The following is a 20,406-nucleotide window of genomic DNA, read 5'->3' on the forward strand; positions in this document are numbered from 1 at the left end:
CCACAGAAAAACAAGCACTGCTGCACCTGCCCCCTGTGGAAAAGTCGCCCGGCCCACACTCGCAGCCCATGAGCCAGGCAGCCATCCGAAAGATACTCGGGCCCTAAAGACCTGGTAGACGCTGACCGATTTGCGCCGTGGCATACCCGTCTAGAATCGTAGCCGCCAAGGGGCTGCCTTCGGCCCCGGACCACGAGGCAAAATCTGCTTCGGCAACGGGCATATAAGGCCCGTGCTTGACCTCAAAGATCACACCGCCCTCATCCAGAGAAAGCACTGCATGCCAGCAACCCGCAGGGATTTCCAGCACCGCGCAGTCTTCGCCCAGCACCGTGCGTTCGGTGACGTTACCGACGTCGTCGAAATTCAACACGACAAACCGACCGCACAGGGGATAGAGCAATTCCCACGTGTGGGGATGACGCTGAGCACGTACGTAAGTACCCGGCTCCATGGCGATCGCAAGGCGCTGGATCGGGTCAGCCAGTTCGTCATGCAGGTTGCGGTTTGCGCGCAGGCGTGGAGATTGCTGGGCTTGGGCACCTAGAGCGTCCAGGTCAGCCGGGGTGATCTGTTTCATATGAGGTTACCGATATAGGCAAAAACGCGATTATGACCCCGTCCGTCTGCGCACACAAAAGCCGCGTCATCTGTAGGGGGAGTGCAAAGAGGCTATTAGACATTACTTGGCGGCCATCCCGCAGCACTGCTGCCGATAACGACCCGCCAGGGCGGGCGCACTTGCGCCTGGAGTAGCGGCGGCACAACGTGTGCGTTTTCTATGCAGCCAGCATAATTCGTAGTAGCTGCTAAGCTAGACACTGGTCTCTTGGGCCGTCCAAAAAACGGCTATGCACTTGGGCTATCTCAAAGAGCAACTGACGCACGGCTGATTGCGGGTTACCTGGAAAGCAGCAGTGGCATCCGTCCTCCAGGACAACACGCCTTACTGGCATGGATTGCTCGAACAATTCGCAAGCGCTGAACGAATCGACGCACCCTTAAACGTGCCCGCCGGCATTATCAACATGCGCTACCCACGTGAGCATGGGCTGCCACGTAACGCCGTTATCGACGTTGCCATCAGCTCGTACCCACGACCCTTCTACTTTCAACAGAGTCGGGAATGTGGCGATGCAATACACAACGTTTTCAGATGCACAGATCAACGCCCTGATCGAGGCGATCAATAGTGACGGCTATGCCGTGCTGCCCGGTTGGGCCACTCGCGCAGAGCTGACTCAATTGCAGACCTTCGTCGCTGCGACGGTAGCAGCGGCGGGCAACGACTACGTCGCCCTTACCGGGCAGCAAGCCGTTGCGGGTTCCCTCTTGTACGAGTGGGGAGGCTCCCCGAATTTCATCGACTTGTGCAAACGTATCGTGACGACCGCGACGGGGCGACATTCCACCGAGCAGAGGCTGCATCAAGTGCTGCGCTGCCTGACCGGTGAACGCGGACAACGTGAATCGCTGATTTTCCACTACGACTCTTTCGTGCTGACAACGATCATGCCGGTCTGTATGCCGGACAATCCCGGCGACCTGCTCATCCTGCCAAACCACCGGCCGCTCCGGCGGACCTATGCCTTTAACCTGGTCGACAAGCTGCGCGTCGACAACCGTTGGGTACAGCGTCGGTTGGCAAAAGACTACGCTAACCACGCCGACAAATTCACCCAGGTCCGAATGCAGCCGGGCGACCTCTATCTGTTCTGGGGCTATCGTTCGCTGCACACCAATCTGCCGGCTGACGCGGACGCCGTACGAGCGACCGCTGTCTTTCACTATCACAACCTGCATGCCGACAGCGCCCTCGCCCACCGCATACGTCGATCACTCGCCTATCTCAATCCGAATTCACCCCTGCCGATGTGACTGGACAGGACTGAGCGGGCAGTCATCACCATTTGTCAGCCTGGACGCTCTGCACAGCACGGACTTTTGATCTGGATCAGATGGCAGTACCTTACAAGGCGTACAAGAGATTCAAAGGTGCCACGTTTAAAGACACTCCCACTCCTTGCGACGGAAGAATCAACATGACAATAGCGCCAGAAAGCCCTGTCAGCAGCAGTGCCGCGTTTCCAAGCGTCAAAGGTGAACACTGGATTGATTTGCTTAGTAACGGGACCCATATCCTGATCAGGCCCTTGGCACCTCATGACAGGGATCGAGAGTTTAATTTCATCAAAAAGCTCTCCCCGGAGTCGCGCCATTTCCGCTTTCTCGGGTCCATGAATGAACCCAGCACCGCCCTGCTCGACCAACTGATGGACATTGATAGCAAACAGCGAATGGCTTACGTAGCGTTGGCGCATCAAGACGGCGAGTTGATCGAAATAGGCGTGAGTCGTTACGCGGCGCTGGAAGAAGAGGGACAATGCGAGTGCGCGGTGGCGGTTGCCGATGAATGGCAGCATTTGGGCATGGGTCAGTTGCTCATGCAGCACCTGCTCGACGCAGCACGGCGCAATGGCTTTGTGCAGATGATATCGATCGACTCGGCGAGCAACACCCACATGCATCAGCTCACTAAGCAGTTGGGCTTTGAGTGTCAGCGAGACCCAATGGACGCCAGTCAGGTCATTTACAAAATCGCATTGAATTAACACACCCTGGCAGATAGCACGGCAGTACCGACGTAACGTTACATGCTGCCCGTTCCAGCCGTTATTTGATCCCTCAGCCCTCCCACCCTCAGGAGGGCTTTCGTCTCGAAACCCTTCGAGTTCGACCCCCTCACTGTCATCCATTGTCGATAGCGTGATGCACTCGACAACTGGACTCTTCAAATCGAATTGAAATCGTGCTTTGCTTTGGCCACTATCTGTAGCAGCCTACCTGCTTGGATGTCAGTTATGGCCCCTCCATTTCCCCTAGGCATGCGCTTCCTTATGGAAAAACCCTACGCGCAGTTGAGCAACTTCGTTGACCTGATGCTCGACGCTGTCTGCGTGGTTGATGCCCAAGGCTGCTTTGTATTTGTGAGCGCCGCGTGTGAACGCATTTTCGGCTACACGCCCGAGGAAATGATGGGGCGGGTCATGCTCGACATGGTGCTGCCCGAGGATCGACTGCGGACTCTGCAAGCAGCCAAAGAGATCATCTCCGGGCAGCCTAAGCCCCATTTCGAAAACCGTTATGTGCGCAAGGATGGGCAAATCGTGCACATCATGTGGTCAGCCCGCTGGTCGGAGGTTGATCAACTGCGGATCGGGGTTGCACGTGATATCACTGAGCGCAAGCAGGCCGAGCTGATGCAGGCTGCCCTGTACTCCATTTCCGAAGCTGCGCACGCCGCCGAGGATTTACTCGCCCTGTTTAAACGTATTCATCAGATCATTGGCGAACTGCTGCCCGCGCTGAATTTTTCCGTTGTGCTGTACGACGAAAAGAATGACCAACTGAGCTTTGCTTACCACGTGGATGAGCAGGAGCAGACGCCTTCCCCCCAAGCGGTCGCGTACACCTTGAGTGCCGAGGTTATTCGCACCGGCCAGCCACTGCTCCTGACCCCCGAGACGCTGTCTTCCTTCCCGGAGGTGGTTGGCACCCACTCGCTGTGCTGGCTCGGCGTGCCGCTGCATTCACACAGGGGCACCATCGGGGCATTGATGGTCAAGAGCTATTCAGGTGGCATGCGCTACACCGAGAAGGACAAGGAGCTCTTGCAGTTCGTCTCCACCCAGGTCGCCACTGCCATCGAACGCAAACAGCTTCAAGCTCGACTGCAATACATGGCTCAGTACGACCCACTGACCCAGTTGCCTAATCGCGGACTGTTCCATGATCGGCTGCAAGTCGCGCTTGCCATTGCGCAGCGCGAACAAGGACAGTTTGCCCTGCTCTACCTCGATCTGGACAAATTCAAACAGATCAACGACACCCTGGGTCATGCAGCGGGCGACCTGCTGCTGCAAGAAGTGGCTCAGCGCCTCAAACAGTGTGTGCGTGAAACCGACACGGTCGCGCGCATTGGCGGTGACGAGTTTCTGGTGTTACTGCAAAACATCCAGTTGCCGGAAGACGCTTTGCGAGTGGCTGAAAAAATCCATCGCACGCTCAATCACCCTTTGGAGATGGACGGTCACAGTTTGCGCACATTGCTGAGCATCGGGATCGCGCTTTATCCCGAACACGGCATGGAGGAAAAGCAGTTGCTCAAGCATGCCGATGAAGCCATGTACTTCGCGAAAAAGAATGGCGGTAATCACTTCCGCACAAAAGCCGAGCCCAGCCCCTGCGATACCGACTGAAAAATACCCCCAAAATCTTTAACTAATTGAAAATAAAGAATAGATGCTATTAAATTTTTAGCCAAACGCCGAGCCCTTGTAGGAGCTGACTTGTCTGCGAAGACCATACAACACGGTCCATCTGGCACACCCTCAACCCGCCAGGCCGTAGGAGAGACCGGGACGCGCAGTTTTGTCTGCGAAGATCACACACTCTGCTCGGTTAGACACTCCGCGCCGCATGGCCTTCGCAGCGGGACGCGTAGTTACAAGTCAGCTCCTTGTATCTCGACTATCACCTCCTAACCGTCTGACACGCTAATCAGCGGATGTTGACCGCGATATCAAAAAGCCTTATTTGTTCTTTCCAAACACTCAAACTCCTGATTGAGTATCTGCGCCAACAACCGCCCATCGGGCTAATAACGCAGACAAGGAAAGGCAATGTCAAAACTCGCGGTCTTCTTCTCCACACTCGTCGCACTCACGCTCAGCGCTGCCGCGCAGGCTGATGTCCAGGTCAAACTGGGCAGTCAGGCACGCGTGACACAACTTTTTGCTTATCCCAACAACTGCAATGTCATCTGCTTCCGTAATTGGACGCTTGAGCAAACCGTCGCACACTACTTGACCCAGAGCGTGCAGCGTGACGGCTACAGCACGGCCAAGGTGCGCGTGCAGACCGAGGGCAACGACCTTTACGCGATGATCAGTGGCGTGCCTGATGGCTACGGCAAACCGCTCAACGCACTGCTCGACGCAGGGGATCTGGCGTACAACGGCGCGAGTAAACTCAACGCCGATGCCAAATGGCAATACAGCTGGTATTTGTTCCTCCCACTGGGCATGGCTCTGGAGAATCGCAAAAGTGTCGAGCTGCTGCATTTCCCGCCGGACTACTCACTGACCCAGGCGCAGGATTATCTGCGCTCAGCCACCACTGATCGATGGGCCACGCTATTGACCGTCAATGGCATCCCCGCTGAACAGACGCCGGGGTATCAAACCATCATCGACATCGCGCCGATTGCTGCACCCGCCTCGGCCGGCAAGGAGCTGGAAGGAGTCTATAGCTACTTCACCGACTACCAGACGACGATGGTCAAACAGATCACCCGGACCGCCAAGGGCGCTTCGCTGCCAATGGTGGCGTTTGGAGCACCCGTACGAAACTGGATCAAACAGCAATACGGCGTCAATGTGCCTGTACTGGGTCTGGGTAGCATCAGCCCGAGCGAAGGGCAGAAAGTCGCGGTGCTGGGCGCGAACCACCCAAGCTATATCTGGTACGCCGCTGACAAGGCCAACTATGGCGGTGATGAAGCAAAAGCCGATGCTGCGGGACTGAACGTCATGGGGCAGGATTTGAGTGCGGCATGCTGGCAGGCCGGGATGGGCAAGACGCCTGACGCCGACCCAGAGACCACATTGGGTCGATGCACGCAAAACTGGCAGGTGACAAACACCGTACAAACCTGCGAACTGTTCTATACCTCAATCCGCGAGCTGACGCCCGATCAGGCCAAAACCAAGTGCAGCACCAACGAGGTGTCGCGTTCGCTTAAACACTTACAACAACCGATTGGCTCGGAACTGGCTCAGCCGTATCTGTAAAAGCTGGAGGCACGCCTGTAGGAGGCCCCGCCGCGTCTTCGACGCTGCGCTGTCGCGCAGCAAACTGGGTTGCGATTTGTGTGTCGTGATTGGTGGTGGTGTGTCAGATAAGATGCCTTCGCGAATAAATTCGCTCCCACCGGGGTCTTGATTTGCCTTTAGTTTTTAAGTGAGTTGGCTCTCGAATTACGGCAAGGCCCCTTTTCCAGAAGGCCGAGCGCAGGCGTTGCGCAGGGGGTAACGAGGCAGGACGCCGAGTTAGCCGCACGGGGCCATGGATGGCCCCTTGCGGCGACCCCCGGAGCAACGCCGGAGTGAGGGAAATCCGAGCCTAGGCGAGGATCCGTATGGCGGGGCAAGCGTTTTGGCGGGACCTTTTTGGCGTTTGGAAAAGGTTCCTCGCTGTAAGAGCGAAACCGTAATTCCAGCACACCCAAATGCCGGATATACACATCAAGACCAGCGCCAACACATTGTTTTTAAAGGATTAAAAATCAGTTTGATAGGCACTGCCAAAGGCTGCGACCACTGGGGCCGCGCCCGACGGAACCGGTCGCAGTCATGCAATCGAGGAAGGTCCTTCGGACCTTATCGCAGCCTTCGGCAGCCCCTACAGGAAGCCAAGTTGCCTTGCCGTTCATTCACCCAGCGGGCGCAGCCGATATTGCGATGGCAGTTGCTCGAAACCAGAGATAGTCGCGTTCAGGCTTTTCCAGCGGCCATCCTTGATCCCATAGATGCAGCCATGAATCGACAGGCTCTGCCCCCGATGCCAGGCATTTTGCACAATGCTGGTGTGACCGACGTTGGTCACTTGCTGGATCACGTTCAGCTCGCACAACCGATCAACGCGCTCTTCTTCAGTCGGCAACAGGGCCAAGGGTTTGCGGTTCTCGTAATACAAATCACGGATTGAACGCAGCCAGCCATCGATCAAGCCCAACTGACGATCCTGCATCGCCGCACGCACGCCGCCGCAGCCATAGTGGCCGGTAACCAGGATGTGTTTGACCTTGAGTACGTCCACCGCGTACTGAATCACCGACAGGCAATTGAGGTCCGTGTGCAGCACGACGTTGGCGACGTTCCGGTGTACGAACAGGTCGCCCGGCAACATGCCGACGATCTCGTTGGCCGGCACGCGTGCATCCGAGCAACCGATCCACAGGTATTCAGGCGCTTGCTGGCGGGCCAGTTTGGCGAAGAATTCCGGGTCTTTCTGCTTGATCGCATCGGCCCAGCGCTCGTTGTTATCAATCAGATCTTGTAGTTCGTTCATGCTTTGAAGCCTCGAATATGATGCTCAGCTTTGACTGGCGCCCGGCTGTCGGGGTCACGCTTATGTGCCACTACCTGGCTGAGGAACAAAAGGAATCTTCATGGTGATGGTCGGTCCACCTTATAAGGCCCCAAAACATGAGGAATTACCATGACTGAATCACGACGCCCTTACGGTGCTCCACAGCCTGAGCCGATCGATGATAATGAAGACCGCATGGGTTCAATGGAAGAGCTGCACTTCGATGAAGACGACGACACTGGCCGCATCGGTGCTCTTGAGCCCAAAGACGAGCGCGAACATGAGTTCCCGGATAAGCGGGTGCGTGAAGCGGGAATGACCGGCGCATCAACCCCGGATCACCACTCCACCGACGATGACCTGGACCAGGAAACCATGATCGACGAAGATGGCGCCCGTTCGGCTGATGAAGTTGGCGACAACCACCCTACCGATTGGGATTTGAGTGTCGTCGATGAAGATGACATCGGAGGTGGCGACGGCTTGGATGAAGCCGAACTGGCCCGCCTCGATCCGCTCGACGGTAAGCCAGAGTAACGACTATTCCAACAGGGTGCAGGCCATGACCAGTGCGTCTTCGCTCCCGCCAACCGCTGGGTAATAATCCCGACGGCGGCCCACCTCGTTGAAGCCGTAGCGCTCATACAGGCGATAGGCCGCCTGGTTACTCGCGCGCAGCTCGAGGAAACATTCGCGGCCGTTCAGCTCGTAGGCCCGCGACATCAGCTGCTCCAGCAAGCGCAGGCCCAGACCACGACCCTGGCTTTCTGGCTTGACGGTGATATTGAGCAGGTGCGCTTCGTCAATGATGACATTGATCACGCCATGGCCGACTTGCTGGGCGCCTTCGAACATCAGCCAGATTTCATAAGACTTGAGCCCGTCAAGAAAAATGCCTCGGGTCCAAGGATGGCTGTACGCTGCGTATTCGACTTTCAGTACAGCGTCCAGGTCCACTTCGGTCATCAGGCGGAAAGTTACGGCGTCGCTCATTGAGGGGCTCTTTATTGAAACATCAGTCATCAATCGTTTTCCAGCGCGTCATCAGTCGACGCATGGTTTGCCAGACATCGGCCTTGCGCTGTGGCTCATCCATTAACAGTTCCAGACCTGGCAGCGCCCAGGCACAACCCAGACCGTCGATCTGCAACTCTCGATTGTAGGCGTCAGCATTCGCTTCACCGGCAAATCGTACCGACGGTAAACCGATCAGCCACAGACACGCGCAAGGCTCATCTTCAAGCCGGGCAAGGACAAACCCCTGCACGAAATCACGCGCGGCCTCTGGCCCTTGGTCGAGTTGACCGCGCAACAACAACGGCCAACGCACCGGTTCCCCAATGATTTGTGGGCTGTCGGGCAGACCGGCGGCACGCAGCATGTCCTTGAGCAACAAATAGGACGGATCCCGACTCTGAAATGCCTGGCCTGTGGGTAACTCGACCAACAACAGGCAACGCCCGGCCCGCAGCAGTTGCAAGGCAAAGCGCGGCGGCGGAACGACGGCGACTTTGATTGGCGCAGGCGCAGCGTCTTCTACGTTGGCCACGGCGCCCTTTCGAGTGCTGGCAAGCGACGGACGGGGCACCTCGATTTTTGCGCGGTCGACAACAGGACGCGCTGCGGGGGCGACGACTGGCGTAACAGCGACGGCGGGCACAGGCGCAATAACGGCTTGTTCGACCGGCAACGGCAAGGGCGCCAGCAGTTCCGGGCGAGAAGGCGCTGCAAAGGGCAGTTCGGTGCGCGGCAGCCAATTGACCACCTGCATGGCGGTCATATAAGCGCGGCGGCGGGACTCGTTAAGCAAAGGTCGGCCACCTGTGGATAAGTAAAGAGTGTGATTCTACCGCCCTTCGCCGATTCCCGCCGCAGTTGATCGCCTGGGGGTGAAATGTCGAGTGGCCGATGCAGTACACTCGCTGCTTTTATTTGCCAACCAACCGGCCTTCCAATGATCGAACCTAAGCGCGTCTTGCGCGCCCTTGCCGAACACTGGGCGCTCCTCGAGCCACTGTGCGAACACTTCGACCAGGGCACCTTGAGCCTGAGCGACCTGCGCCTGCAACTGGCCGCTCAGCAACAAGACAGCACCCCACAAGACATCACCAGCCTGCTGGACGTGTGGATTCGTCTGGACATTCTGGTTCCGGTGGCCAAAAGCCCCAACCGTTTTGAACTGAACGCGCAGATCCATGACTTCCTGTCCTACCTCAGGCGTGAGCATCGTCTGGGCCTGTGTTTGGAGATCGAGGCCTATCTGCGCCATCTGGAGCGTCTGGCAGGTTATATCCAAGACGCTTTCGACATTCGCGATGCCAACGACCTTGCGCGGCAACTGCGCCTGCTGGACATGCGCGTGCGCGATGTTCTGAAAAAACTGGCCAACGATGAACAAGCGCTGGTCGCTGTGGCGGACCGGGCCAAGACCAGTGATCGGCAAATCCCACTGCGTCAGCGCTATGCCGAAGTGCTGGCGACCTGGGACGAATACATCGAACCAATGATCCAGTTGGTCAACGCCGACGGCGCGTTCGAACAGGGCGTGCGCAAGGTCGAAAATGTCCTGCTGCACCTGCTTACCGAACAACAGCGCCTGGGTCATCTGGTCGATGACGACAGGTTGCTGCGTACCCATGCGCGCATCCTGGAAATGCAAACCAGCGCTCAACTGACCTTGCGTCGTGCGCGCGAACTGCTGTTGCCCCTGCGTGAGGAAGCCCGCCGGCACAACGCAGTCACCCGCGGCGCGGCGCTGGCGTTGTCCGCCATCCGCCGTAAAGGGCTCGATTCCGTGCCGCAAGCGGCAATGTCGATGTTCACTCGACCGCAAAGCACATTCCTGGGCAGCGCCAGTCAGGTCGAAGCCTACGTGTATGCCTTGGCCCGCTTCGAGCCGAAACCGACGAAATTCCCTAAAGCCCACGTCACGCGCAAAGGCGAGCCACCGCGCGCGCCCCGCACGGTCAAAGAGATGCTGGAGCGCTGCGAAGACGCCCTGCCAATGCCGGATTTGATGGTCTGGCTGCTGGAGCAAGAACCGGACGGTGCCACCGACGAATTGCTGTACTGGTTCTCGCGCCTGTCGCGGGACAAGCGTTTTGCCCGCGAGCGCCTCGAACGTCGCGATTACAACACCCAGGAGCATCAGGTCAGCCTGCGCTCCTTCGCCCTGCTCTCTAGCCGAGACGAGCATCTAGAGAATTCAGCGAGCCCCCCTCATGCATCTTGATCTATCCGAACTGTCCCAACTGGCGCCAATCTTTCGCGAGCTGTTCAAGGGTTACCACATCAGTCGCCGCGACCCGGAACTGTATGCGCAGCTGTCCAATTGCCAGGACCAGTACCGCACGCTGTTCAAGGCCCTGGGCTTTGAACTGGTCTGCGACACCCGCGGCTTCTATTACTTTGTCCCGGAACTGGCCGCCGCACAGGTGAATAAGACGGCGCAACGCCTGGCGCTGTTCACCTTCATCATCGTTGAGCACTTGGCCGATCAGGGCCGCGACCCGGTCGCCGTGCTCGATGGCGGTAGCCTGGGCCGTGACGAGCTGCCTTCGTTGCTGGAAAAATACCGCGACCTGTTTGTGCAGGCCGAAGTGCAAACCCACGAAGAGCTGGAAGAGAAGATCATGCGCCGCATGACCCAGCTTGGTTTCGCCAGCGAAGAAAACGGCGTCTACCGCTTTCTGCCACCGATGCACCGTTTCCTCGATGTCTGCCTTTCAGTGCAACAGGATCGCGACCTGGCGGCCAGCCTGCACAGCGTTTCACCATTGCCAGCGCCAACCCTGATTGACGACGATGGCGACAACGACGAAAAACTCCTGGAAACCGATGACCCGCTGGATCTCGCCGAGTTCGACGAACCTGAAGAAACCGAAGCGCAGGCGCTAACCCGAGCCATTGCCGCCGAGCAACAGGAGATGGACGCATGAGCCAGGAACGTTATGGCATCCGCCGCTTTGCCCTGCTGAACACGGCTGGCTACAGCCTCGGCCTGTTCCCGCTGGAGCACCCATTGTCGGTGTACGGCGCGAACAATCTGGGCAAAAGCGCCTCGATCAACGCCTTGCAATTCCCTATTCTGGCGCGCATGTCGGACATGAGTTTCGGCAAGTACAGCCTGGAACAATCGCGTCGCTTCTATTTTGCTTCCGACACCAGTTACATCCTGGTGGAAGTCTCGCTGCCCCACGGTCCGCATGTTATTGGTGTGGTCGGGCGCGGACCGGGTGGTGGTTTCGGCCACCAGTTTTTTGCTTACGCTGGCAAACTGGATCTGGGCCACTACCAGAAGAACGACACCTGCTTGCGGCAGAAAGAGCTGTTCAGCAACCTGGAAAGCCAGGGCCTGAAAGCCTACGAACTGAAGCCTGATGAACTGCGTCGCTTGTTGGTCGGCGGTCACACCTCTATCCCGCTGGACCTGACCCTGATCCCGCTACGCTCGACCAGCGAACAGAGCCTGAAAACCTTCCGCGCCTTGTTCATCAACTTGCTGCATATGCGTGAAATCACGGCGGCGAAACTCAAGCAGTTATTCCTCGATGCCTTCGAACACAGCCTGCGGTCTGGCAGTGTCGATTACATCGCCGCTTGTGAAGAAGCCTTCCGCGACGTACGCCGCATGGAACAGGACTACAACGCACTGGTTCTCGCGGGCTCGCTGGTCGAAGCACTTGCTGCGGGCGTCAAACAGCGGGAAGTGCTGCGCGGCAAACTGCATCGCCTGTCGCCGTTACTCGATTCGCTGCTGGGCACGTGGCAGGACTATTCCGGCGCGCGCAAAGAAGAGCTGGTGATCCAGGCCGAGCATTACCGAAACGCGCAGGATTCGCTGCAAAACGATCAGCGTGGCGGGACGCAGGAGCTGATGCGCCTGGAACGCGAGATCAGTGGCCTTCAGCGCTGGCTCGGCGAGCTGTCGGTACTCAAGAATCGCTTTGCGCTGGTTGATGACGTCAAGGTGCTGGAGCAGCAACTGTTCGCCGCTAAGGATGCTCACGATGAACTCGCCGGTGCGCTGGCCCAGTCCCGGCAGTTCAGCACCGAAGACCTGGATGAACGCCTGCACGATCTGGAAAAACGCCTGAAGTCGGTCAAACAACAACTCGATCACGCCGACAACAACAGCTATGCCCGCTTGCGCGAAGAATTCTCGCAACCGGATGTCGAGCGTTTGATGCGTTTGTTCAACAGTGCGTTGTTCAGTTTGCCACTCGGTGAGCAAGGCATTGCGCTGGATGACGGCGACGCGTGGGTCAAATCGCTGGAACTGATCCTCGACAGCTTCAAAGGCGAGCGCTTCGAAGTCCCGGGCCTGACGATCAATCTTTCGCATATTGAACCACCGGCGCTGCAAGCCCTGGCTGACCGTGCGGCGCTTCGTGATCAGAAAGAACGCCTGGAAAAAGAACTCAAGCAGCTGAAAGTCCAACAGGCCGTCACCTCGGACCGGGCCGCGAGCAAAACGCAGACCGAGGCGTTGTACCAGCAGGTATTGGACGCGCAAAAAGCACTGGAAGATTTCCGTCGCAGCCAGACCCTGAGCGTGGAAGAACCTGAAAAACTCGAACAACTGGCACAGATGGAAGCCGCGCAGGACGAGCTCAAACGCTCCAGCGACGCCTTCACCGAACGCGTTCAACAGCTCTCCGCCAAGCTGCAATTGGTCGGTCGGCAGATTGGCGACATGGAGGCCAAGCAACGCACGCTGGATGACGCACTGCGTCGTCGCCACCTGCTGCCTGCAGATATGCCGTTCGGTAAACCGTTCATGGAGCCGGTGGATGATTCACTGGATAACTTGCTGCCACTGCTCAATGACTATCAAGACAGCTGGCAAGGCTTGCAGCGCAGTGATGGCCAGATTGAAGCGCTTTACGCGCAAGTGCGCCTCAAGGGTGTGGCCAAGTTCGACAGTGAAGAGGACGTCGAGCGTCGCCTTCACTTGCTGATCAACGCTTACGCGCATCGCCAGGACGAGGCACTGACCCTGGGTAAAGCACGGCGTGCGGCAGTGACCGATATCGCCAGGACCCTGCGTAATATCCGTAGCGACTACGACAGCCTTGAGCATCAACTGGCGCTGTTCAACCGCGAGATCAACAAACGACAAGTGTCCAACCTGGCGAGCTTCCGCATCGTTCTGGCGCCGAACAAAGAAGCGCTCAAACATATAGACCAGATTATCCACAGCGCCGGTCAGTACGAAGAAGGCGAGACGCTGTCGGTGTTCGACCTGAGCCAGAGTGCGGATCAAGACAACAAGAACGAAGAAGCTAAGGAGTATCTGGCGCGGTTGGTAGCGGCAAACCATAACCAACTCGGCCTGAAGGATTTGTTCGAACTGGCCTTCGAGATCACTAAGGTCAACGGCCCACCGGTGATCCATACCGACATCGATGGCGCGGCGTCCAACGGTACGACCATGACCATCAAAGCGCTGACCAACATGTATTTGTTGCTGCACTTGATGGATCGCGATCAAGCCGGGCGTATTCGTCTGCCTTACTACCTCGACGAAGCGGCCGACATTGACGAAAAAAACCAGGCCGCCTTGCTGGAGACCAGTTTACAGCTAGGTTTTGTACCGATCCTGGCCAGTGTAAAACCACAGGTCTCGGCGCACGTTGCGATCGACCTGGAAGGCGGTAGCGGGCCTAACGGCATTTACATCGACGAGGCCGACTGGAAATACATCCGCCGCCACGACGAGGTGAAAGCGGTGACAGCTGATCCTGAAGCAGAGGCCGAGCCGGCCTGATGGGCCGCTGAATAAGCCAATGCGGTGTGCCCGACACACCGCATTGGCTGCTCTATTTCCCGAGAGAAATTTTTGGAGCCCACTGCAGCCATTCATCCTCGGCCTTGTCGAACAATGGGAAAGTTTGCTCAGGTCGTACCTGAGCCCCCATACGCTCCCCCTCTGGCGTGGCGAACGCGATACCGCCATCAATCAGCGTCTCCAGCGACTCCGTACGGATGGACGCACCGCTGAACAAGCCGAAGTTGACCCCGAAGCCACTGCTGTTCCAGAAACGGCTGCCACCCCGAACCAACGACGCATAACGCGGCTCGATCAGGATATGGATCAATACGCGATCCGCCGTCTGGCCCAGCTCGTAGCTCATCACTTTACCCACCGTTACTTCTCGGTAAGTCACTGGCACACCCGGCTTGAGCGAACCACGACGTGGCGCGCTCAGGATCAGACTTAAACCCTCGTCACGCGCAGCGGCATTCGGCGGTTCTTTCAACGCAACAAAGCTTTTCTGCGGCCCCGTGCTTTTGCTGGCAGGCAGTACTTCCAGGTATTGGCCGGTCACCAAGGTCTCAAGGTTCGAGGTCTTGATCAGTCCCACCTCAGGCTTCACTACCCAAAACTCGGTGCCCGCACGGGCAATTTTGTCGGGGACTTCAGTGATACGCGCGGTCAGCATCACCGCCTGTAAATCGCTGGTCAGATCGACGTCTTCGATCTTGCCGACATCCAGACCTTTGAAACGGATTGCCGTACCGGGGCGTAGGCCGTCTGCGCGGTCGACTCTGATCGTAATTTCGGTCCCTCGCTGTGCGGCCAGATCACGGCTGGCAAACAAGCGGAAGCGGGGGATATGTTTTTTCAGCGGAGCTTTGGCCAGTGGTGTTTCAAAGGAGATACCACCCGCCATTAGACTTTGCAGCGACTCGCTTTTGACCTCGATACCCGATAAGCCGCCCGTCAGGGTGATGCCGCTAACATTCCAGAAGCGCGTCGAGCCATTGACCAGGTTTTCGTATTCCTTCTCGATATGCACGCCGAGCACAACCTGCTTCTGGTCGCGGGAGAATTGATAGCTCTGGATTGAGCCGACCTTTACCTGCTTGTAAAGGACAGGACTGCCGACATCCAGCGAACCAAGGGAGTCGCTGAACAGCACCAGATGCAGGCCTGGTGAACGCAGATCCAGTGGCGGCGCCTTGGCTCTGGCCACAAAATCACGCCTTGGCGCCGAGCCTCTATCACCGGGGCGAACGGCGATGTAGTTACCTTTGACCAATGCTTCCAGTCCCGTAATGCCCGCTAGCGAAATCGACGGTTTGACCACCCAGAACTGAGTGCCCTCCACCAGGTAGTCTTCAGCCAAAGGGTCCAAGGCCAATTCGGCCGTGGCGCTGGAAAGATCGGGATCAACCTTAAGCGTCTTCATATTGCCGACCTGAATGCCCTTGTACATCACGGGCGTCCGACCAGCCTGCAAACCTTCGAAGTCACTCATTTTGAGTTTGACCCGAATCCCGGCTTGAGCAGCATCGAAGTCCTCGTACAAACGAAAAGGCAGGCTTGGGTCGGTGGGCGGACTGTCTTTGCGATGCTCCGGCGTGGCGAAGGCAATACCGCCGGCAACGATGCTGGCCAGCGATTCGCTGCGCACCTTCACCCCTGACAGATTGGCGTCGATGCTAATGCCGCTGGCATTCCAGAAACGCGTGTGTTTACGCACCAGATTGGCGTAGGTCGGCTCAATGTAGACTTTAATCTCTACCGTGCTCTGATCTTCCGACAGAACATAGCTTTTTACCTGCCCGACCTGAATCTGTTTGTAGAACACCGGACTGCCCCGATTCAGCGAACCCAGGCGGTCGGCCTTGAGGGTCAAGTGCAGACCAGGCAAGCTATCCGACAGCGGCGGCGCCTCGGCCAGCGCCTTGAACTTGCGGGTCGGCTCACCATCGCCGGGGCTTGCGGCAATGTAGTTACCCGACACCAGGGTTTCCAAACCCGTGATCCCGGCCAGCGTCACGCTGGGCTTGACCAGCCAGAACCGGCTGTTGGCGCGCAGGGACGGCTCGACCTCCTTGTTCATTTCAATGGTTGCAATAACCCCCCTGGTTTTACCTTCATCATCCAGGGTCAAGGCTTTGACCTTGCCGATCGGCATGCCTTTGTAGACCACTTCAGTCTTGTTGGCCTGAATACCTTCGCCGCTTTCAAAACGTACCTGGATTTCGATACCCGCCTGACTGTAGGCCCGCCAGCCAAGCCATCCGCCAATGATTAACGCAATCAAGGGCAGTATCCAGATCGCGGACCAATTAGACGCAGGGCGGGTTTTAGCGGTAGGCAAATCACTCATGGTCGTCGTCCGACTCCGTGTTGTCCCAAATAAGTCGGGGATCAAAAGTTACTGCAGCGAGCATCGTCAAAATCACCACACTGGCAAAAGCCACCGCGCCAAGATTGGCTTCAACACTGGCGATTCGGCCAAAATTCACTAAAGCCACAAGAATGGCGATCACGAATATGTCCAACATCGACCAGCGACCAATGAACTCAATAAAGCGGTACATAATGATGCGTTGTTGCGCCGACAAGGGCTGACGACGCTGTACCGAGAACAGCAGCAGCCCCAGGCCAATCAACTTGAACGTGGGCACCAGGATACTGGCCACGAACACCACGGCGGCAATGGGGTACATCCCATGCTGCATCAGTTGAATGACGCCTGACATGATGGTTGAGGGATCACCTTGCCCCAATGTGCTGACCGTCATGATCGGCAATATATTGGCAGGGATATACAAAATGGCGGCTGTCAGCAGCAATGCCCAGGTGCGTTTCATGCTGTCAGGGCGACGGGGATGGACGTGTGCTCCACAGCGAGTACAAATCTGGTGGTTGTTGTCGGGCTCAACTTTGTTGAGTTCATGGCATTCAGCGCAAATCAGAATTCCTGCATCAATCGCCCGCATGTGCATCTTCCCCTGATAACGCCTGCCAAATCTGGTGGGGCGACATGGCCACTTCAAGCCAGACCTGAATCAACAGCAAGCCGACAAAACACACCAGCCCCACACCTAGGCTAAGTTCAGCCAGATCCGAAAGCTTGACCAGCGCGACCAGCACGCCCATGAGGTACACCTCAAGCATGCCCCAATCACGAAGGTGATGATAAACACGGTAGAGCAGCAAGCCAAAGCTCCGGCCAATATTCAAACGAATGCTCAACAACACAATCAACTGACACAGCAACTTGAGCAGCGGGATGCCCATGCTGCACAGAAACACCACCGCTGCGACGCCTTGCATGCCGGTGTCGAATAATCCCAGAACGCCCGTCCAAACGGTGTCTTTCGACGTTTGGCCCAGGAGATTGAGGTGCATTATGGGCAAAAAGTTCGCCGGGACATAAAGCAATAATGCCGCGATCACCAATGCCAGGCTGCGCTGAACGACATTGTGCCTTTGGGCATAGAGTTCGTAGCCACAGCGCACGCACTGAGCTTTTTCGCCGCGAGACAAAACGGGCTTGCGCATGAGCAGATCGCACTCATGACAAGCCACTAAATCATCGAGCGGCAATTCATCTAGCTGCGCCTGGGGCAGGCCGCTGGAATCGGCTTGATCGGGCATAGAACTGGAGCCTCAAAGGCTAAAAGATAGCCACCTATTCTAGTGGTCTACCTAAAAAATAACTGCGCCAATTTGGCACCGGTCATGACGACTGGTTCCCGGTGCAAGCGAAATAGAGCGGATCGAGAGGCAGAATCACTTTTTCTCGTGCACAAACAAAACCCCTGTCTGCGTAAGCAAACAGGGGTTCTGGAATTTAATCTTGACGATGACCTACTCTCACATGGGGAAACCCCACACTACCATCGGCGATGCATCGTTTCACTGCTGAGTTCGGGATGGGATCAGGTGGTACCAATGCTCTATGGTCGTCAAGAAATTCGGCTGCCGGCTCGTGGTGCTTGCGCGCAACGGGCCAACTAATGGGGATGTGATAGATTTGTGTGTTGGCTGCAAACTTTCGACTGTATCGTCTTCACACACATCAATCTGCTTTTCTCTCAGCAGATTGCTTGGGTGTTATATGGTCAAGCCTCACGGGCAATTAGTATTGGTTAGCTCAACGCCTCACAGCGCTTACACACCCAACCTATCAACGTCGTAGTCTTCGACGGCCCTTCAGGGGACTCAAGGTCCCAGTGAGATCTCATCTTGAGGCTAGTTTCCCGCTTAGATGCTTTCAGCGGTTATCTATTCCGAACGTAGCTACCCGGCAATGCCACTGGCGTGACAACCGGAACACCAGAGGTTCGTCCACTCCGGTCCTCTCGTACTAGGAGCAGCCCCTCTCAAATCTCAAACGTCCACGGCAGATAGGGACCGAACTGTCTCACGACGTTCTAAACCCAGCTCGCGTACCACTTTAAATGGCGAACAGCCATACCCTTGGGACCGGCTTCAGCCCCAGGATGTGATGAGCCGACATCGAGGTGCCAAACACCGCCGTCGATATGAACTCTTGGGCGGTATCAGCCTGTTATCCCCGGAGTACCTTTTATCCGTTGAGCGATGGCCCTTCCATACAGAACCACCGGATCACTAAGACCTACTTTCGTACCTGCTCGACGTGTCTGTCTCGCAGTCAAGCGCGCTTTTGCCTTTATACTCTACGACCGATTTCCGACCGGTCTGAGCGCACCTTCGTACTCCTCCGTTACTCTTTAGGAGGAGACCGCCCCAGTCAAACTACCCACCATACACTGTCCTCGATCCGGATAACGGACCTGAGTTAGAACCTCAAAGTTGCCAGGGTGGTATTTCAAGGTTGGCTCCACGCGAACTGGCGTCCACGCTTCAAAGCCTCCCACCTATCCTACACAAGCAAATTCAAAGTCCAGTGCAAAGCTATAGTAAAGGTTCACGGGGTCTTTCCGTCTAGCCGCGGATACACTGCATCTTCACAGCGATTTCAATTTCACTGAGTCTCGGGTGGAGACAGCGCCGCCATCGTTACGCCATTCGTGCAGGTCGGAACTTACCCGACAAGGAATTTCGCTACCTTAGGACCGTTATAGTTACGGCCGCCGTTTACCGGGGCTTCGATCAAGAGCTTCGCGTTAGCTAACCCCATCAATTAACCTTCCGGCACCGGGCAGGCGTCACACCCTATACGTCCACTTTCGTGTTTGCAGAGTGCTGTGTTTTTAATAAACAGTCGCAGCGGCCTGGTATCTTCGACCGGCATGGGCTTACGCAGTAAATGCTTCACCCTCACCGGCGCACCTTCTCCCGAAGTTACGGTGCCATTTTGCCTAGTTCCTTCACCCGAGTTCTCTCAAGCGCCTTGGTATTCTCTACCCAACCACCTGTGTCGGTTTGGGGTACGGTTCCTGGTTACCTGAAGCTTAGAAGCTTTTCTTGGAAGCATGGCATCAACCACTTCGTGTGCCTAAGCACACTCGTCATCAGCTCTCGGCCTTAGAATCCCGGATTTACCTAAGATTCCAGCCTACCACCTTAAACTTGGACAACCAACGCCAAGCTGGCCTAGCCTTCTCCGTCCCTCCATCGCAATAACCAGAAGTACAGGAATATTAACCTGTTTTCCATCGACTACGCTTTTCAGCCTCGCCTTAGGGACCGACTAACCCTGCGTCGATTAACGTTGCGCAGGAAACCTTGGTCTTTCGGCGTGGGTGTTTTTCACACCCATTATCGTTACTCATGTCAGCATTCGCACTTCTGATACCTCCAGCAAGCTTCTCAACTCACCTTCACAGGCTTACAGAACGCTCCTCTACCGCATCACCTAAGTGATACCCGTAGCTTCGGTGTATGGTTTGAGCCCCGTTACATCTTCCGCGCAGGCCGACTCGACTAGTGAGCTATTACGCTTTCTTTAAAGGGTGGCTGCTTCTAAGCCAACCTCCTAGCTGTCTAAGCCTTCCCACATCGTTTCCCACTTAACCATAACTTTGGGACCTTAGCTGACGGTCTGGGTTGTTTCCCTTTTCACGACGGACGTTAGCACCCGCCGTGTGTCTCCCATGCTCGGCACTTGTAGGTATTCGGAGTTTGCATCGGGTTGGTAAATCGGGATGATCCCCTAGCCGAAACAGTGCTCTACCCCCTACAGTGATACATGAGGCGCTACCTAAATAGCTTTCGAGGAGAACCAGCTATCTCCGAGCTTGATTAGCCTTTCACTCCGATCCACAGGTCATCCGCTAACTTTTCAACGGTAGTCGGTTCGGTCCTCCAGTTAGTGTTACCCAACCTTCAACCTGCCCATGGATAGATCGCCCGGTTTCGGGTCTATTCCCAGCGACTAGACGCCCTATTAAGACTCGCTTTCGCTACGCCTCCCCTATTCGGTTAAGCTCGCCACTGAAAATAAGTCGCTGACCCATTATACAAAAGGTACGCAGTCACCCAACAAAGTGGGCTCCCACTGCTTGTACGCATACGGTTTCAGG

The 20,406-nt window shown here is 56.6% G+C and carries 15 protein-coding genes and 2 rRNA genes (1 of these 17 cut by a window edge); 8 read left to right on the forward strand and 9 right to left on the reverse strand.

The features are described from left to right. Positions 1-103: 103 nt before the first annotated feature. The gene (locus AC1ME2_RS08805) at positions 104-580 is read right to left on the reverse strand and encodes a WbuC family cupin fold metalloprotein (protein ID WP_480440489.1); all 477 of its coding nucleotides are present in this window, start codon (positions 578-580) and stop codon (positions 104-106) included. Positions 581-1,134: 554 nt separating this feature from the next. Here AC1ME2_RS08805 and AC1ME2_RS08810 point away from each other — a divergent pair. The 4 genes from AC1ME2_RS08810 (at position 1,135) to AC1ME2_RS08825 (ending at position 5,852) form a co-directional block, all read left to right on the forward strand. Next, positions 1,135-1,878, forward strand: a complete 744-nt coding sequence (locus AC1ME2_RS08810) for a hypothetical protein (protein ID WP_480440490.1) — start codon at positions 1,135-1,137, stop codon at positions 1,876-1,878. 164 nt (positions 1,879-2,042) lie between these two features. Beyond that, positions 2,043-2,612 (forward strand): N-acetyltransferase family protein, encoded by a 570-nt coding sequence (locus AC1ME2_RS08815; RefSeq protein ID WP_480440492.1) that lies wholly within the window; start codon positions 2,043-2,045, stop codon positions 2,610-2,612. Between the two features lie 285 nt (positions 2,613-2,897). Next, on the forward strand, positions 2,898-4,259 hold the full coding sequence (locus AC1ME2_RS08820; protein ID WP_480442058.1) for a sensor domain-containing protein: 1,362 nt from the start codon (positions 2,898-2,900) through the stop codon (positions 4,257-4,259). A gap of 423 nt (positions 4,260-4,682) precedes the next feature. Then, positions 4,683-5,852 (forward strand): hypothetical protein, encoded by a 1,170-nt coding sequence (locus tag AC1ME2_RS08825; protein WP_480440493.1) that lies wholly within the window; start codon positions 4,683-4,685, stop codon positions 5,850-5,852. 637 nt (positions 5,853-6,489) lie between these two features. Here the strand turns inward: AC1ME2_RS08825 and can are convergent. After that, entirely contained in the window at positions 6,490-7,131 is a 642-nt protein-coding gene (gene can, locus AC1ME2_RS08830; RefSeq protein WP_480440494.1) for a carbonate dehydratase, read from the reverse strand. Between the two features lie 150 nt (positions 7,132-7,281). Between can and AC1ME2_RS08835 the strand changes: the two genes are divergently transcribed. Beyond that, complete coding sequence (locus AC1ME2_RS08835) at positions 7,282-7,689, forward strand: serine kinase/phosphatase (protein WP_480440496.1); 408 nt, start codon at positions 7,282-7,284, stop codon at positions 7,687-7,689. Positions 7,690-7,692: 3 nt separating this feature from the next. Here the strand turns inward: AC1ME2_RS08835 and rimI are convergent, their stop codons facing one another. Beyond that, entirely contained in the window at positions 7,693-8,145 is a 453-nt protein-coding gene (gene rimI / locus AC1ME2_RS08840) for a ribosomal protein S18-alanine N-acetyltransferase (protein WP_480440498.1), read from the reverse strand. A gap of 22 nt (positions 8,146-8,167) precedes the next feature. Further along, positions 8,168-8,962, reverse strand: a complete 795-nt coding sequence (locus AC1ME2_RS08845) for an energy transducer TonB (RefSeq protein ID WP_480440500.1) — start codon at positions 8,960-8,962, stop codon at positions 8,168-8,170. Positions 8,963-9,106: 144 nt separating this feature from the next. Between AC1ME2_RS08845 and mksB the strand changes: the two genes are divergently transcribed. The 3 genes from mksB to mksF are packed head-to-tail and all read left to right on the forward strand — an operon-like array spanning position 9,107 to position 13,921. Next, on the forward strand, positions 9,107-10,384 hold the full coding sequence (gene mksB, locus AC1ME2_RS08850) for an Mks condensin complex protein MksB (protein WP_480440501.1): 1,278 nt from the start codon (positions 9,107-9,109) through the stop codon (positions 10,382-10,384). Further along, positions 10,374-11,090: an Mks condensin complex protein MksE gene (gene mksE / locus AC1ME2_RS08855; RefSeq protein ID WP_480440503.1), complete on the forward strand. Its 717-nt coding sequence runs from the start codon at positions 10,374-10,376 to the stop codon at positions 11,088-11,090. Before mksB ends, mksE begins: the two co-directional genes overlap by 11 nt. Next, positions 11,087-13,921 (forward strand): Mks condensin complex protein MksF, encoded by a 2,835-nt coding sequence (gene mksF, locus AC1ME2_RS08860; RefSeq protein WP_480440504.1) that lies wholly within the window; start codon positions 11,087-11,089, stop codon positions 13,919-13,921. Before mksE ends, mksF begins: the two co-directional genes overlap by 4 nt. 52 nt (positions 13,922-13,973) lie before the next feature. Here mksF and AC1ME2_RS08865 read toward each other — a convergent pair whose 3' ends face one another. The 5 genes from AC1ME2_RS08865 to AC1ME2_RS08885 all read right to left on the reverse strand — a co-directional run. Beyond that, positions 13,974-16,274: a PqiB family protein gene (locus tag AC1ME2_RS08865; RefSeq protein WP_480440505.1), complete on the reverse strand. Its 2,301-nt coding sequence runs from the start codon at positions 16,272-16,274 to the stop codon at positions 13,974-13,976. Next, positions 16,267-16,890, reverse strand: a complete 624-nt coding sequence (locus tag AC1ME2_RS08870) for a paraquat-inducible protein A (protein WP_480440507.1) — start codon at positions 16,888-16,890, stop codon at positions 16,267-16,269. Before AC1ME2_RS08870 ends, AC1ME2_RS08865 begins: the two co-directional genes overlap by 8 nt. After that, positions 16,877-17,551 (reverse strand): paraquat-inducible protein A, encoded by a 675-nt coding sequence (locus tag AC1ME2_RS08875; protein ID WP_480440509.1) that lies wholly within the window; start codon positions 17,549-17,551, stop codon positions 16,877-16,879. The genes AC1ME2_RS08870 and AC1ME2_RS08875 overlap by 14 nt, the downstream gene beginning before the upstream one ends. A 200-nt stretch (positions 17,552-17,751) precedes the next feature. Continuing rightward, positions 17,752-17,867 (reverse strand): 5S ribosomal RNA (gene rrf / locus AC1ME2_RS08880). Between the two features lie 147 nt (positions 17,868-18,014). Further along, positions 18,015-20,406: ribosomal RNA gene (locus AC1ME2_RS08885) — 23S ribosomal RNA — on the reverse strand; it runs 499 nt beyond the window's last position.

The organism is Pseudomonas sp. ASL9, from assembly GCF_056680335.1.

Coding starts and splice junctions, on each gene's coding strand:
- AC1ME2_RS08865 (WP_480440505.1), bottom strand. CDS start 16,274: ATGAGTGATTTGCCTACCGCTAAAACCCGCCCTGCGTCTAATTGGTCC.
- AC1ME2_RS08835 (WP_480440496.1), top strand. CDS start 7,282: ATGACTGAATCACGACGCCCTTACGGTGCTCCACAGCCTGAGCCGATC.
- AC1ME2_RS08820 (WP_480442058.1), top strand. CDS start 2,898: ATGGAAAAACCCTACGCGCAGTTGAGCAACTTCGTTGACCTGATGCTC.
- rimI (WP_480440498.1), bottom strand. CDS start 8,145: ATGAGCGACGCCGTAACTTTCCGCCTGATGACCGAAGTGGACCTGGAC.
- mksE (WP_480440503.1), top strand. CDS start 10,374: ATGCATCTTGATCTATCCGAACTGTCCCAACTGGCGCCAATCTTTCGC.
- AC1ME2_RS08815 (WP_480440492.1), top strand. CDS start 2,043: ATGACAATAGCGCCAGAAAGCCCTGTCAGCAGCAGTGCCGCGTTTCCA.
- AC1ME2_RS08870 (WP_480440507.1), bottom strand. CDS start 16,890: ATGCGGGCGATTGATGCAGGAATTCTGATTTGCGCTGAATGCCATGAA.
- AC1ME2_RS08875 (WP_480440509.1), bottom strand. CDS start 17,551: ATGCCCGATCAAGCCGATTCCAGCGGCCTGCCCCAGGCGCAGCTAGAT.
- mksB (WP_480440501.1), top strand. CDS start 9,107: ATGATCGAACCTAAGCGCGTCTTGCGCGCCCTTGCCGAACACTGGGCG.
- mksF (WP_480440504.1), top strand. CDS start 11,087: ATGAGCCAGGAACGTTATGGCATCCGCCGCTTTGCCCTGCTGAACACG.
- AC1ME2_RS08805 (WP_480440489.1), bottom strand. CDS start 580: ATGAAACAGATCACCCCGGCTGACCTGGACGCTCTAGGTGCCCAAGCC.
- can (WP_480440494.1), bottom strand. CDS start 7,131: ATGAACGAACTACAAGATCTGATTGATAACAACGAGCGCTGGGCCGAT.
- AC1ME2_RS08810 (WP_480440490.1), top strand. CDS start 1,135: ATGCAATACACAACGTTTTCAGATGCACAGATCAACGCCCTGATCGAG.
- AC1ME2_RS08825 (WP_480440493.1), top strand. CDS start 4,683: ATGTCAAAACTCGCGGTCTTCTTCTCCACACTCGTCGCACTCACGCTC.